General features: G+C 59.8%; 13 protein-coding genes, 1 tRNA gene and 3 pseudogenes. 5 read left to right on the top strand and 12 right to left on the bottom strand.

Features of this window, described 5'->3' with window-relative positions:
* Positions 1 to 23: 23 nt before the first annotated feature.
* Both ACQY4Y_RS21130 and ACQY4Y_RS21125 read right to left on the bottom strand, forming a co-directional pair.
* Positions 24 to 1,148: a hypothetical protein gene (locus tag ACQY4Y_RS21130; protein ID WP_428492540.1), complete on the bottom strand. Its 1,125-nt coding sequence runs from the start codon at positions 1,146 to 1,148 to the stop codon at positions 24 to 26.
* A gap of 490 nt (positions 1,149 to 1,638) precedes the next feature.
* Positions 1,639 to 1,714: transfer RNA gene (locus ACQY4Y_RS21125), tRNA-Ser, on the bottom strand.
* A gap of 137 nt (positions 1,715 to 1,851) precedes the next feature.
* Between ACQY4Y_RS21125 and ACQY4Y_RS21120 the strand changes: the two genes are divergently transcribed.
* Entirely contained in the window at positions 1,852 to 3,150 is a 1,299-nt protein-coding gene (locus ACQY4Y_RS21120) for a tyrosine-type recombinase/integrase (RefSeq protein WP_428492539.1), read from the top strand.
* Positions 3,151 to 3,264: 114 nt separating this feature from the next.
* On the opposite strand, the gene ACQY4Y_RS21115 is transcribed toward ACQY4Y_RS21120, so the two are convergent.
* Positions 3,265 to 3,519 (bottom strand): hypothetical protein, encoded by a 255-nt coding sequence (locus ACQY4Y_RS21115; protein WP_428492538.1) that lies wholly within the window; start codon positions 3,517 to 3,519, stop codon positions 3,265 to 3,267.
* A gap of 1,001 nt (positions 3,520 to 4,520) precedes the next feature.
* On the opposite strand from ACQY4Y_RS21115, the gene ACQY4Y_RS21110 reads away from it, so the two are divergent.
* Both ACQY4Y_RS21110 and ACQY4Y_RS21105 read left to right on the top strand, forming a co-directional pair.
* Positions 4,521 to 6,152: a DUF927 domain-containing protein gene (locus tag ACQY4Y_RS21110; protein ID WP_428492537.1), complete on the top strand. Its 1,632-nt coding sequence runs from the start codon at positions 4,521 to 4,523 to the stop codon at positions 6,150 to 6,152.
* A 457-nt stretch (positions 6,153 to 6,609) separates the two neighbouring features.
* Positions 6,610 to 7,296, top strand: a pseudogene (locus ACQY4Y_RS21105) (IS1380 family transposase); the annotation flags it as partial.
* A gap of 387 nt (positions 7,297 to 7,683) precedes the next feature.
* On the opposite strand, the gene ACQY4Y_RS21100 reads toward ACQY4Y_RS21105, so the two are convergent.
* From ACQY4Y_RS21100 to ACQY4Y_RS21075, 6 genes are all read right to left on the bottom strand, one after another.
* Positions 7,684 to 8,325 (bottom strand): hypothetical protein, encoded by a 642-nt coding sequence (locus ACQY4Y_RS21100; protein WP_428492536.1) that lies wholly within the window; start codon positions 8,323 to 8,325, stop codon positions 7,684 to 7,686.
* A gap of 202 nt (positions 8,326 to 8,527) precedes the next feature.
* On the bottom strand, positions 8,528 to 9,139 hold the full coding sequence (locus ACQY4Y_RS21095; RefSeq protein WP_428492535.1) for a tyrosine-type recombinase/integrase: 612 nt from the start codon (positions 9,137 to 9,139) through the stop codon (positions 8,528 to 8,530).
* Between the two features lie 13 nt (positions 9,140 to 9,152).
* On the bottom strand, positions 9,153 to 9,482 hold the full coding sequence (locus ACQY4Y_RS21090) for a DUF3768 domain-containing protein (RefSeq protein ID WP_428492534.1): 330 nt from the start codon (positions 9,480 to 9,482) through the stop codon (positions 9,153 to 9,155).
* A gap of 128 nt (positions 9,483 to 9,610) precedes the next feature.
* Entirely contained in the window at positions 9,611 to 9,877 is a 267-nt protein-coding gene (locus ACQY4Y_RS21085) for a hypothetical protein (protein ID WP_428492533.1), read from the bottom strand.
* A 325-nt stretch (positions 9,878 to 10,202) separates the two neighbouring features.
* Positions 10,203 to 10,568 (bottom strand): hypothetical protein, encoded by a 366-nt coding sequence (locus tag ACQY4Y_RS21080; protein ID WP_428492532.1) that lies wholly within the window; start codon positions 10,566 to 10,568, stop codon positions 10,203 to 10,205.
* A gap of 8 nt (positions 10,569 to 10,576) precedes the next feature.
* Positions 10,577 to 12,262 carry a carbohydrate-binding domain-containing protein gene (locus tag ACQY4Y_RS21075; protein ID WP_428492531.1) on the bottom strand — a complete coding sequence of 562 codons (1,686 nt, stop codon included), beginning with the start codon at positions 12,260 to 12,262 and terminating at the stop codon, positions 10,577 to 10,579.
* On the opposite strand from ACQY4Y_RS21075, the pseudogene ACQY4Y_RS21070 reads away from it, so the two are divergent.
* Positions 12,147 to 12,440, top strand: a pseudogene (locus ACQY4Y_RS21070) (aldehyde dehydrogenase family protein); the annotation flags it as partial. The gene ACQY4Y_RS21075 and the pseudogene ACQY4Y_RS21070 sit on opposite strands and share 116 nt — an antisense overlap.
* 54 nt (positions 12,441 to 12,494) lie before the next feature.
* Here the strand turns inward: ACQY4Y_RS21070 and ACQY4Y_RS21065 are convergent.
* Positions 12,495 to 12,602 (bottom strand): annotated as a pseudogene (locus ACQY4Y_RS21065) (hypothetical protein); the annotation flags it as partial.
* Between the two features lie 105 nt (positions 12,603 to 12,707).
* On the bottom strand, positions 12,708 to 13,211 hold the full coding sequence (locus tag ACQY4Y_RS21060; RefSeq protein ID WP_428493689.1) for an aldehyde dehydrogenase family protein: 504 nt from the start codon (positions 13,209 to 13,211) through the stop codon (positions 12,708 to 12,710).
* On the opposite strand from ACQY4Y_RS21060, the gene ACQY4Y_RS21055 reads away from it, so the two are divergent.
* Positions 13,190 to 13,459, top strand: a complete 270-nt coding sequence (locus ACQY4Y_RS21055; protein ID WP_428492530.1) for a hypothetical protein — start codon at positions 13,190 to 13,192, stop codon at positions 13,457 to 13,459. The genes ACQY4Y_RS21060 and ACQY4Y_RS21055 overlap by 22 nt on opposite strands.
* Positions 13,460 to 13,746: 287 nt before the next feature.
* On the opposite strand, the gene ACQY4Y_RS21050 is transcribed toward ACQY4Y_RS21055, so the two are convergent.
* The gene (locus ACQY4Y_RS21050) at positions 13,747 to 13,938 is read right to left on the bottom strand and encodes an IS110 family transposase (RefSeq protein WP_428492529.1); all 192 of its coding nucleotides are present in this window, start codon (positions 13,936 to 13,938) and stop codon (positions 13,747 to 13,749) included.
* Positions 13,939 to 14,112: the final 174 nt, after the last annotated feature.

Genomic DNA, 14,112 nt, shown 5'->3' with positions numbered 1-14,112 from the left:
TAAGGCCCAGATGGGCGCAAGATTCACTTTGACGGCGCAAGAACCTCGTGCGCGTAGTTAACGACTGCCGTCCAGGCCAGTGGGTCTGTTTCAGGCAGATTCTGACGGGGAAACTTCATCCAGCTCGCTAGGTCCACAGCATCAAGCTGGATCGCGTTTCGTTTGATGAGATCGATATGTTTGCGCACCGCGGCTATCCAGTAGTCTGCTGTCATTGCGATCTTTGGGGAGGCATTAGCGCGAGGCGGAGGCACGTCAGGGTCCCAGTTCAGGTCCTCAGCGTTGACGATTAGGGAGACTCGTAGGCCCTGTCGGTGTATATCGTCAGTAATTTCCTTGGCCGCAGTCACCCATCGATAGCCAGTGTGCCACGTATCCGTCCAATGAAGGTCCATATCAAGGTAATCGATCGGCGCCCCGTATTCCGCGCGAAATGCCGACAGAAACCGGTGATAATCGGGCAACCATTGAGCTGGCAGCTGTTCGCCAGGCCCCTCCGCATCGACGATTATGATTTTTGGATAGTAAGCCCTAATCATCCTCATCGTCGTGGCAGTTCGGCGCGCGACATCCTCGATTGAAAAATGGCATTTATCATGTTTGTAATCATAGCCAAAGTAGAACGGACTATCCATTACGAAGTAGGTCATCGGCATTCCGGCATCATGCCAGGTCCGCGTGGTTAGAACGGCTTCCCGGGCATACCCCTTGTCACCGGTCATCCCCTCCACGGCTGTACCCGAACAAAGGCCATCAGTGTACAATACCGACCCCCCGCCCCCTACCTTAAGCTCATGGCGAGCGAGCATTGCCCGGATTTTAGGCAGCGACGGCACGCCATTTCGAGAGAACCCCTCCGCTGCATGGCTCGTATCAAACATTATGGCGTCGATTTGGGCCAGCGCACGCTGCCAGTGCGCATTGGGTTCGAACATCGCGAGGAAGTCGTAATGGGTCCACGACAGTGTCCGAGTCGCCGAATTGTAATAATCCTGTCTCGGGCTGAACCACACCTGCAGCGGACCCTGCCTTTGCGCTGGCTGGGCCTGCAGCCGCCCCGAAAGCGCAAGCGATACGGCCAGGGACAGGACCGTTAAACAGGCGCTCGTGGCAAAGCGCCGCCGGATACCGAGGCCATAACTCACCATGCCCCACCCCATTGGAGGCCTGCGAACGAGATAGCCTTGTGCCTCGATATCATCGGTAGGTATGTGTGGTTGCCTGCGTGATGACCGTGACGTAACCACTTCATGGGGGCCGCGAGCAAGACCCTCGTTAAAAATTTAGTTGCGTACGCTTAGACGTGCCCAGACCGAAACAGCGTTGTACTCGGCAAACCGCTCCGGTAACCTGCAAAAGCCCGGCAATCAGACGGCCGTCGCATGTCGCGAATTGGCCGCCGCAAATCTGCCGCTTCGCCTAACAAGAGGCTGGAGGTCACTACGGCCGATTCGACGAGATTAATGGAATATTCCCGCCATACTTTCTCACTACCATTCGCTAGCGCGTCGCATATGAAAGGCGAGGTCGTCTGCGAGTCTTCAGAAGCTGCCGGGAAAGCTGCCGCACCCTCGCAGCTCCGACACGGTCGACGTGTCATATTGTCCCGCTCTTGGAAAGCCTCGGAAACGCAGGGTTTGGCGGACCCGACACGATTCGAACGTGCGACCTTCGCCTTCGGAGGGCTGTAGTCATCAATTTTCTGGCCTTTTCCGGAATAGACGGATGCGTCCAGAACTTATGTCATTCAGTACGTTAGACCATTTCCGCCGCTTTACGCCTTTTCCAGCATCTTCCCCAATTTGCTTCCGCGTGCTTCCGTAGTGCTTCCGGCAGCGAAGGGACTTCGGTATGCCAAAGCTGACAAAACGCACGGTCGAGGATGCCGAAATTCGGGCCGTCGACTACTTCATTTGGTGTGACGAGTTGGCGGGCTTTGGGCTGCGAATTTACCCTTCCGGCAAGCGCGGTTACCTCATCCAATATCGATCAAAGGGTCGCACCCGTCGGGTAAAGCTCGGGGTTCACGGCCGGGTGACCTGCGAGCAAGCCCGGAAGGAGGCCATCGGCCTTTTTGGGCAAATCGCCCGGGGTGAAGACCCAGCCGAGGACCGGGAGGGGCAGCGAGCCGCTATGACCGTCAGCCAATTGTGTGACAGCTACATGGTCGCCGTTGAGGCCGGTACGGTGATGGGAAAGCGCGGCTTGCCCAAGAAAACCCTTACCATCCGATCAGACATCGGGCGCATCAATGGCCACATCCGTCCGCTCCTCGGGCGTCGGTTGGTGCGCGACCTGACGCCCGTCGATATCGGTCGGTTCATACGTGACGTTACTGAGGGAAAGACAGCCAAGATTGCAAAGACGACGAAAATGCGGGGCAAATCGATCGTCACCGGTGGCCGAGGCGTGGCGTCCCGCTCGGCAGGCCTGCTGGGTGGCATCCTATCGTTCGCAATGTCAGATGGCATTATCCCGGTGAACCCGGCCATCGGGGCAAAGAAGCCGGCTTATGCAAAACGAACCGCCCGACTTTCCCCCGATGACTACGGCGCGCTCGGGGCCGCGCTTGATGCCGCTGCGCAAGAGGGTGTCAATGTCACGGCTGTCGCGGCTGCGCGGCTGTTAGCACTGACGGGCTGTCGTAAGGGCGAAATCCTCGGCTTACGCTGGACCGAGGTTGACGAGCCAGGCCATGCTTTTCGCATGGTCGATACGAAGGAAGGCGCGTCGGTGCGGCCGATTGGCGGCGCAGCGTTTGAGATATTGGGTCAGCTCGCTCGGCGCGAGGGTAGCGTGTGGGTGCTTCCCGGCGAACACCGCGATCTACCTTATGGCGGCCTAGGTGGCGCCTGGCGGGCGATTCTCGGCAGGACGAAGCTGGCAGGCGTTACGCCACATACCCTGCGGCACAGCTTTGCCAGCATGGCTGGCGATGCCGGGTATTCCGAGCCGACGATCGCGGCGTTGCTAGGCCATGCATCGGGCACGGTTACCAGTCGCTATACCCACATTCTCGACACCGTCTTGATCGCCGCGGCCGATCGGGTGGCTGCTCAGATTCGAGCTTGCATGGTTGGTACGGCGTCCGGCGTTCGCCCGAACGGATCGGCGCCACGGCCGTTCGAGAAGAATGCGGCAGACCCATAGGCGCTTGCCGCAGTGCCTGCTTCGACGGACGTTGGCGCTTGGTTCATGTTTGTCCGTCAGTGTATTTGTCGCAATGTGCACTGAGACATCCACCCGCGACATTCGACGCGCCTGTTAGCCGCGCAAACGTAACAGCTTTGCTGCGTGCCGCTTTGCAATCGCCTTGGCTGAGGCTGGAAATGCTTTCGCGAATGCGTCGCTGGGTTTGTCTTTTTCTCGCAGCCCCGTGACGAATTTTTTGATGCGGGCGGCTTGTTCCTCCTGGACGCGAACGTTTAGCTGAATGACGCCGGCGCGACGATCGTTTGTGCGATAACGTTGTTGCGGTGTCTGCGCTGCCGTCCGCTTCGCCGGGTAATGTGCTGCCATTTCAGACTCCTGCCGATTAAGACACCATCCCAGGACGGCCGTCGACAAGGTCAGCAACCCGGGCTGTCGAGACCCAACATCGAGGCAAGGGTAGCCAGGTGTCAAGCATGGAGGACGCCGTGGCGTTCATATCTTTGGCAGGTCGGTTGCGGAACATGAGGCCCTGTTCGGAAACCTCAGCTGACCGGCACGCGATAGCGCTAGCGGCTTATTGTCCGGTCGTACTACAAACTTTCCGCTGATGCCAAATCGGCCTCCCAAACCGCCCATTCTTGACGCTTTAACCGGCGCCCGTGGCGGCGGCGCATCGCGCAGCTATGCGCGAGTTAGCTAGTCACTAGAGATTTCTATCGAACCAATATCTAGAGACTGATCACAGTTAAAATATTACATCACTAGAGATGCATTACCAACCGATTTCAATAAAAATAATTCGCGAAATGCGAACCGGTAAAGCATGAAAGTGCTGCAATGCCGCGGTAACCGCAGCTTTTTCGGCACGACCCACTTTTGAGGAAAAACATTCATGGAAACCCCAGATCGCGACCTTACGCCTGCAAATGACATTCCCGTCCGCCTTTCAAAGCCCAGGTTACGACGTTGGGAGGCCAGCGAATACCTAGAGATAAAGCACGGCCTTCGCGTCGCACCGGCGACGCTCGCCAAACTCGCCAGTGTCGGTGGCGGGCCGGCTTTTAATCGCGCCGGGCGAGTTCCGCTTTATCCAACGGGCGAACTGGATCAATGGGCGAAAAACCGTCTTGGTCGGCTAATCAATAGCACGAGCGAGATCCCATTGCAGCAATCGTGGCTAGAGAAGATTCGGAACCCACGATCGCACGGGTAGCGATTTGACTTGGTCGCCTGCGCTCTGTCGTCCGTGTTCGACATTCGATAGGGCGCAGGGGCGCGTTTTGCTGGTGTGCGCGGTGTGCACGGTGTGCGGCGACATCGAAAATGAACGCTTCAATCAGTGATCGAAAGTTTGCAAAGGTTCAGACATGAAAAACGCGATAAAGAATGGCCAAGCCCGGCTGTTGGGGATCGGCAAGGACGCGAGACTCAAAGACTGGTCACGCATTTTCGACGTGCGCGACCCTGCCGGGTGCAAGGCCCAGCTCATTATTCCAATGGGGGCTAGCGAGGCCGCACTCATCACTAACCTGCAGCTGCCCCTAGGTCGCACCGCGCGAAAGCAGGTGCTGGACAGCTTTATGCCTAAGGATCCCGCCCTTTTCGACATCGTTAGTACCCCGGGCTGGCTAAACCCTGGGACGTTCGTGACACCTTGCCGAACCTACTCCTCAAACGGTTCGAAACCGATCATTGACCAGTCTGCGTTGATGCTCGGCCACCGCTTCGGGCGGGCAGGGAAACTCACGGACTGGCAAAACCGGGTAGCCAAGCCATCGTACGGCAACAACCTGGCGATGTTCGCGCTGATGGCGGCCTTCGGCGGCCCGCTGATGCGCAGCGCAGGGTTGGACACCGCCGGTTTCCACCTCGTCGGGCCGAGCAGCATCGGCAAGACAAGCGTTCTCGTCGCTGCCGGTTCGATATGGGGCGGCGGCGGAACGATTGGCTTTTCGCGAACCTGGCTTGCCACTCGGAACGCAATTGACCAAGTCGCGGCGTCGCATAACGAAACGTTCCTGCTCCTGGACGAGGCCAGCCTCGCCGGTGAAACGCCACGGGATGCGGCGCGGACGATACTGCACGCGGGCTATCGCCTGACAGGCGGTGAAGAAAAGGCACGGCGAACCGACCGGCACGTTCGGTTCAGCTGGAGGTTATTGTACATGGGCTCGACGGAACACAGCCAGGACCAACTGGCAACGATTTGCGGTCATCCGCTGGCGGCCGGCCAACTCGTGCGCCTAGTGGATGTGGCGGCGGATGCTGGCTGCGGGATGGGCGTGTTGGAGGAACTTCATGATCCGACCACATCACCATCACGTTTTTCCGATAAGCTGCGCGATGCGGCGTTGCAATGCTACGGCACTGCCGGGCACGCGTTCCTGGAGCAGCTGGTCGAATGGACCCACGCCGATCCGGAGGCAGCAGCGGTCTATATCGAGAGGAGAATGAACTTTTATCTTCGGCATGTCAACGCCAATGCCTGGGGCGGCCCGGTAGCTCGTGTCGCCCGACTATTTGCGTTTGTGTATGCGAGTGGTCGGCTGGCGAATAAGTTTGGCGTTCTGCCTTGGCCGTGGAAGGACATGCTGGGCGCCGTAAGTACGGTCCATCAACGGATTCTTTTGCCTGCCAACGCGATCGCGCTGCGGACGCCAAAGTCCAGTATCGATGCGGTCGCGGGATACATAACGACGAACCGAGACCGTTTCGTGGACCTTACAAAACGAACGTCGATGACCGCGGCGGAATTGCAGTCAGCCTACGGCATCCTCTACCCGACAGGCAGCGGAAGTAAGGAGTTTCTTTTTGCCAATGAACGGTTTCGCAACGCCGTATGCGCCGGACTACCGGCTGATGAGGTTTTGTCCCATCTAGCCGCCGCAAACTTTCTCCGAGTGCAGAAGGGCGGAAAGCGCACCGTCACCCGTGATTTCCCCAAACCGCTCGGCAAGGCCCGCGTAATCAGCATCAAGGCTGCTATCGTCAATCAATAAGCCGCACGGTTACAATCAATACGACCGTCTACTTGCGGACGGCAGGCCTGGGACCAATCTAGCGTCTGCCGCTGCCAATGTCTAACGGACTGACACGCACTGACAGACACTGGCGGTTGCCGGTAGGTATAGGCCTGGAACGTTGTACGGCACCATTAGGGGACGGCGGGCTCAAACCAAGCCATCCGTAGTATTTGGGGTAAAACACACTCGGCATGAGCCAACCCAAACCGGCGGCGGGTCTGGCAGAGATCGTTAAGGGTAATGGTTGAGCGTTTGAGGACTTGGCCCAAACTACCAAATATTGGCCCGCAGGTTACAAACCTGCACAAGCTAGCCCATCTTATTCAGCGCATGGCAGGGATTCGCGGGCGGATGTCGCGTAAACGTCTGATTTCAAGTAGAGACTCGGGTGTCAAAGCCAATTTCCATCGAATCGGACGCTGCCACACCCGCCATGCTCGAAGATAGCCTTCTGCCATTCGGTTTCCCAGCGGTCGAACGCAAGAAAGTCACTGCCGCGTTCGACGGCGGACGCATCACCTCCGACGGCGGCGGGATGCTTCTCGCCGCGGTCGACAAAGAACTCGGCACCGCCGACCGGCTCGCGCCGTTGATCACCGATCCGCGCAATCCGCTGCTGGTGACGCACAGTGTTGCCGACATCCTGCGCGCCCGCATGCTGGCTATTGCCTGTGGCTACGAGGATGCCGACGACCTCGACCACCTGCGCACCGATCCCGGCTTCAAGCTGGCCTGCGGACGGTTGCCCGATAGCGGCACCGACCTGTGCTCGCAGCCGACCGTGTCGCGGTGGGAGAACGCGCCCAGCCTGCGTGAGGTGGTGCGCATGACTTACGCGCTGATTGATACCTACTGCGCCAGCTACCAGCGGCCACCGCGCGCGGTTACCCTGGATATCGATGACACGCTCGATGTCGTGCATGGGCAACAGCAACTCTCGCTGTTCAACGCTCATTACGATGAACGCTGCTTCCTGCCGATCCACGTCTACGACACCGCCCCATCGCGGCCGGTAGCTGTGCTGCTGCGGACCGGCACGACGCCATCAGGCGTTGAAATCCGCGGTCATCTGCGGCGCCTGGTGCGCCGAATCCGCAGCCAATGGCCCAACCGCCTCATCATTCGTTGTGCAAGGTTGGAGGCGGGGCCACGGTGGGGCATTCCCGAGCAGACGCTTGGAGGCCAGTCTCGTGCTGATGCCCGTCCTAAGATAGGGACAGCCCCGGACGGCAACCGGACAGGCGGTATTCAATCCGCGCATCAGAGATGGTCAACCGACGTCCAGCGGTCCCGCCTCCTGCCTTGCACGACTGCATCCCGCGTCACGCAGCATTGTTGCGCAAGAGGATCTGCGTCCGTGTCTCTTGAAAGTGGACATCAGAGCCGTCCGGTGTCACCACCAGCGCAATGACGACTTGCGCGCAATCGGGGCGGTGGTCACGCGAGTAGCCGAAGCGGCGCTTGTCGCCTTCCGGGAACGGCGGGTTGGCTTCGAAATAGGTGCTGGTCAGATCATAGAGCAGCACGTCGAAGTTGGCGTTGAACAGATCCTGCGAGGCTGCCGAAGGTGCCGGAACAGAGCATCCTTGTGCGCCAGCAAACGGTCATGGCAGGCATACAGCTTGTGGACCTCGGCCAGGTCCGCGCCAGTCCCCAACACATCGGGCAGCGGTCGAACCACTGGCGATGCAGTTTCCATTCGCTGCCGGGGGCGATCAGCCGGTATGCGGTCAGCACGAACAGGATCTGGTCCCACCGTGCGCCCGTACGGCTTGGCGTCAGACGGTCCGACCAGAATTGGTCCAGATGCAGCTCTTCCCACAGATGCCGGGCCAGCCAGCAGCCAACCCCATTGGCGCGGGCGGCGTAACTGAAGCGCCAACAGTCTCAGACGGACGATCGTGTCGTCGGGTGCCAGGCCCTCGGTGCGGTCCTCGGGGAACAAGGACAGCTTGCGGGGTTGCGGCGAGCCGTCCTCGAGCACCTCGATTGTCTTGCGCCAAGCGGCGGCTTGGCTATCGTTGATCTCGCCCAGGTAAAGCAGTGGGCGCTTCGCCACGCGGCCACCGCCGACACGGCAGCTTTCTACGACGCTCCAGTAGCGGGGATGCTTGCCGTCCTTCTGGCGAATCGTCGAGCGCAGGAACATGACGACTGGTGACTATCCACACAGACCGGCGGTTGGGAATAGGCTTGGTCTTCACTACAGCCGATTTTGGCCGCCCCCCGAGATCAGAACTGGGAGTTTCCGATGAAGACCTCTGCAATCTGCCGCGAATCCGCTAAGTTGGGCTAAGGTGAGGTCGACAGCCCCGTTCAGCTGACGGGACGCTTGTTGAGAAGCCGGCGCGCTACAGCAGCCCGACCAGCTTGCGCTGACCCGCTGTGTGTCCCTCGATGTAGCATTGCGTGGTTTCAATCGAACGATGCCCGGCGAGCAACTGCACGTCCCGCAAACTGCAGCCGGCACGGTGCAAGTTTCGTGCGGCCTGGGTGATGAATGTCCGCCGTCCGGAATGCGATGAGCACCCCTTAATTTGTAACACCGCGAATAGGGTGACAAACCAGTTTACAATGCTATTGGGCTGCATTGCCCCGCCGCGCGCCGACCTAATAACCGGGCCGTCGCGCTCACCGGTCTGCGACATGAGGCCCTGCAATGCCGCACGCAGCTCCGGGTGAATCGGGATGGTGCGCCCCATTCTCTTCTTGGCGATCCGATCTGTTACCAGGACGGTATCGCCGATGCGACCGCGGGCATCCAGCACCATCGGCCAGCTCAATTGGGCGATTTCAGCTGCGCGCAACCCAGCCCGCACCGATAAAAGGATGATGACCCGATCGCGCACCGGATCACCGGAGTGTTGGTGCAGGTGGCGCAGCACGCGTTGCAAAACCGCTGACGTTATCAGCTTCGCCTGGCGACCAGGCATGAGCGTGAACTCCTGATGATGGTGAGACAACGTTGAATGATGCTCAGTATTCTTCGACGAGCATGATTGTCAGCACGCGGCGCGTGACCTTCGGGTCGGCCGGGTCAGGCGAATGGCCCGACAGCGTGCCGTTGTAGTAATCGATTTTGAACATCACCCGCAGCCCACACGGCTGCAGCACCGCAAAATCATGCTCACCGTGTGGGTCGTTGTCGGTGGTGAAATCGGCGAACCGCTGCACCGCGGCAAATGCCTTCGCCACCGTCTCCGGCCCGAGTGCAAGCAAACCGCGGGTCGCGACGATCTCCCCGCCCTGCCCAGTAGTACGCAGGTTATCATTCAGGGCGCGAACGCGCTCTGATCGTGCTGTCATCGATTTCCATCCTTGCTTCGGTGTGGGACGTCAACAAGCCAACGGGCGGGCTTTGCGATGAGTTCGCCCTTTGCGGTGGCCGTTATGTTGCGACGTGCTGGTAGGGCGGCGCGGCCCTAGCGGCGATCTTATTCTTCGAGAACGAAGGCGTTTTGCTGCTGAAGAAAGCGCATGACATTAGGCGCCTTAACGAAGGCGACTTCGACGTCTTGATCAGCCAGCAACCCCAGTGCCGGCTGCACAACATGGGTGCGTAATGTCGCGATGCTCTTTAGCCCCGCCAATCGAACAAGGTAAAACCACGCGCCGTCTTTCAGTGGTAGCGTCCCAGCTGGACCATCACCTGCCGCGTTGCCGGTCCAGCGGAATACCCGGCTACCAAGCAGGCCGGTCATCGCTCGTGGGGGTGGCCAAAAGCCATGTGCTGCATCAATGGCACCGGCCCAATTATGGGTGGCACTCGACCACATCACGAGCATGCAGGGCGTACCGAGACTAGCGGCCGGCCTCCCGGGACGACCAAGGTCGATCACGATCGATAGATCGCCCAGGCGTTGCCGGCGTTGTCGCGCCGGGAAAGTCCACCGCCATCCATCAAAAATCCATCCCTCACCGCCGGTGTAATGCTCGATGTCAGTGGTCTCTTGGTCTTGCAAAAACGTGAAACCACTGCTGGCGCCGATTTTCTCAAGCGATCCGCCGAGCTCGGCCTGGACCTGTTCAAACCAGCGGCCAGCGCAAGTGGGAGAGTATTTTAGGGGAGACGGCTGTCAAACGAAGCCGGCCACGCGGGCTAATACCGCCTTCGCCGACGAGATTCGCCATCTTTGGCAACGCCGACCCCGATATCCTGACAGTCATCAAGCCAGCCTTCGCCGCCAGTTTTGCGGCAACCTCACCGTCGTTTTGACCGAACCAGCCGGCCTTTGCCGATTGGCTGCCGTTCAGCGCGCCGAACACAACGAACGCGCTACGTGGCGCGGGCACGGTTGTGCCTGCTTTTTTCATGGTATTCTCCTTTTTTTCAGGTATTTGCTGGGTATAGGCGAGCACCACGCAGGCCGTGATGCTGCGACCGGTGACCACTGTTCAGCTTACGTCGCCATTGCCTGCACCAAGTTTGGCAGGCCGGTATCGAGCTTCAGCTCGTCGCTGCTGACGATTTCAGCGAGTTGCTGACCGCCATTGTACCAGTTTTTGATGACCGTCTGCTGATTGGTACCCAACACGTCGACGACCAGGTCGTTGCCATACTGTTCGAACCGTAGCTGGCCGTGGCTGAAGGGTAGTTCCAGCTTGCCCGCCGCCGTGATGCTGCTTCCGGCGCCGTTCACGATGGTATCGGTCTTGTCGCTCGCCCGCATCACGTAAGTGTCGCTGCCCCCGTTGCCAACCATCAGGTTCGTCGAGCTCATTCCGGTCAGCGTGTCGTCGCCAGACGTGCCGCCGGTCACGGTTGGGGTGGAGATGCTGTAAGTTGCGATGCCCTTTGAGTACTGCACCGCGTTCTCAACCGTGGTCGCCCCGTCGAGCGTGATCGAGTTAACGTAGAGGTTGCGATCGGTCTGCGGCGTGCCGGCATAGGCATCGTTCAGGAAATCAAGCGCGACCGTGTGCGGGCCGGCGCCGAAGCTACCCGTGAAGGTAAAGTCCTGGGTCTGGCCCTCTTCATGCAGGGCGGTCAGCGTCTCCGCGCCGCCAACCTGCTTGCCGTCGACGGTGACCGTGAACTGCGCATTGCCGAGATACGCGTCCTCCGACAAGTTCAGCACCAGCGTATCGGTGGGCTGCGCGGGCGTGACGACGGTATAGCTCGCCGTGCCCTGCGACATCTGCGCGGCATTCTGCGGCGTGGTCACCCCGTCGAGGGTGATGGCGTTCACATACAGGTTGCGGTCCTCGTTAGTTGTGTTCGGGCCGCCCCATAGGTCGTTCAGGAAGTCGATCGCGACCGTGTGCGGGCCGGCGCCGAAGGTACCCTCGAAGGTGAGATCCTCGCTCTGCCCCTGGCCATGCAAGGCGGTGATGCTTTGCGTGCCACCGAACCGCTTCCCATCGACGCTAACGGTTAAATCGGCATTTCCTTGACAGGCATCTTCCGACAGGCTGAGAGTCAGCGTATCGGGCGCAGCCGGCCTGACGATCGCGTAATTTGCGATGCCCTTTGAGTACTGCACCGCGGTCTCAACCGTGGTCGCCCCGTCGAGCGTGATCGAGTTAACGTAGAGGTTGCGATCGGTCTGCGGCGTGCTGGCATATTCATCGTTCAGGAAATCGACCGCGACGATGTGCGAACCCGCGCTGAAATTGCCGTTAAAGGTAAACGCCGCTGTCTGACCGGATCCGTGCAACGCCGTCACCGTGCCGATGCCGCCGACCTGCTCGCCATCGACGGCGACCGTGAACTGCGCGTTGCCAAGATAGGCATCCTCTGACAGATTCAGCACCACTGTATCCGGGTCGGCCGAGGCCGGATTCATGACGGTAAGGACCAGATTTGACGATCTGCCGACATTGCCGGCGAGATCCGTCGCCCTGGCGTTAATGCTATACGTTCCCGCTGTAAAATTCCCGATATAAGTCCAGGCGCCGTTGCTGCCGAGAGTCGCGCCGAGAGGCCTGGAGCCGTTATACACCTCAACTGTTGTCCCGGCCGGCCCGGACATGGCACCGCTGATGGTGACGCTGGTGGTAATCGACTCTCCCGATGTGCCCGTTATCAGCCTGACCGGCAGCTCGAAGACCGGGCAGGCGATGATGGCGGCGGCGGCTAGGAACATGAAGCGCTTTGGTGGCGAACTCGGCGGCAAGACGCCGATTCTGCTGTTCGACGACGCCGACCTGGACAAGGCGCTGCCCAAAGTCGAGAAAGCGCTTACCGTCTTTGCCGGACAGTTCTGCATGACGGGCAGCCGGCTGCTCGTCCACAGGCCCATTTTGGATACCGTCCGGACACGCCTTGCGGCTCGACATCGATTTGGCGTTGCTGCCCAGCTCGCCGGCAAGTTTCTCCGCCTTCGCCAGGGACTTGTCGGCGATGATGATGCCTTCGCCACCAGCAGTCAGGTTTTTTGCCAGGCGGGACCCGATGTTTCCCAGGCCGATGATTGCAGTATTCATGATGTGTGATTTTCTTTTGTTCTGATTAAGTAAGTAGTACCCAGATGCCGCCTGAAGGAGTTACAGTCATTTCGCTTTGCCAATACGCAATGCGCCAGGCGAAGGTCATTGTCGGGTCGCTTGCAGATCGATTTCGTGGATGATGGTCCTGTACTCAACGAAGTCGTCGATAGCGGACACGCCGTTCAATCGTCCAAGGCCGCTCTGTTTGTAGCCGCCTTCTTCGGTCTCGTCGTAGATGATGGCCCAGTTGTTGATCCAGACCGTGCCCGCATCAATCTGCCGGGCAATTCGAAGCGGGCGGTCCACATTCGTCGACCAGACCGATGCCGCCAAGCCGTACTCGGAGTTGTTGGCTAACGCGACGGCTTCCGCTTCCGTATCGAAGGCTTGCATGACCAGGACCGGGCCGAGGACCTCGTCCTGCGCGATCGGCATCGAACGGTCACCGATCTCCAGCAACGTCGGACGGTAGAAGGCGCCCTTCGCCAGCGGCCGCTCCTTGAACGGGCCGCCCCGCACAACGACGTCAGCGCCAGCGACGATTGCAGCGTCGACAACGCCGTAACCGGGTCGAAAGCCTGCAGTTGGTTGCTGACCCGGACAGATACGCTGCTTTTAATGATACCGCGGTTGAGCAACTGGGTCGGCTTGTGCTGCGCGACTTGACCATCACGGGCGTGGTGCAGTTGTTGGCGCGTGACCGGGTGCGCGGTGGTCACGTCGAGGCTCACAACATTGACATCGTGGCTGCGGACGCACGCAGCTACAACCATTGGCCCAAGGGCTATGGCGTAGAGGTCATTCCCGGCGCCTTCACGCTTTGGAACCAGCAGGCGTGTCAATCGGCCCTTTAATCGTGGGTGTCTGTCAACTCCGGTAACACTGCCTTGCCGGGGTCAGGGTCCTTTCCGAGGTCTACGCCTCATGATTGTGTTCGGGGGTGGGCGCCTCAACGTACGCAGCGAAGTCCGAGGAACTCGTCTTCAGCCGATTGACCGAGGTCACCAACACCACCGTCCCGGCAGGGACAACGACCGACGCTGCGGATACCCGCGGGCCGGATCTCTGCTTTCCTGTTAAGCCGCTTTCTTCTCCGTGCCCCATTCGAAGCCGGTGCCATCCGTCCAGATGCAATGCAGGATCACGGCGATCTTTCGGGCCACTGCGTCTCGAAGCCGATCCGCTCCGCGTCAGGTGCACGTTTGCGGATGATCTGAGCAAGCGCACCGGGGTTCGATGGAGCCTTGCCCTCGAACAGCACCTTGCCGTCCTGATCCACGACGCACACCGCTGTCTCCTTCTGCGACACGTCCAATCCGACATACTGCTTCACGGCTGCTCTCCTGCTGGGTGATACCAAGGCCGAGCTTACCGGACCTCGTGTCATACGCAGGACAGACACCCGCGATTACTCAACGTACGCAAAAAGGCCCCCCGATCGGCATGCAAAAGGGGCTCAGACTCAATGCTGATGCAATTTGCCCTGACCGTGAGCAGCGAATCGGTC

The organism is Rhodopila sp., from assembly GCF_965277165.1.
Taxonomy (GTDB): Bacteria; Pseudomonadota; Alphaproteobacteria; order Acetobacterales; family Acetobacteraceae; genus Rhodopila.
The sequence above is the reverse complement of the archived record's forward strand: the minus strand, read 5'-3'. Positions and strand labels throughout refer to the sequence as shown.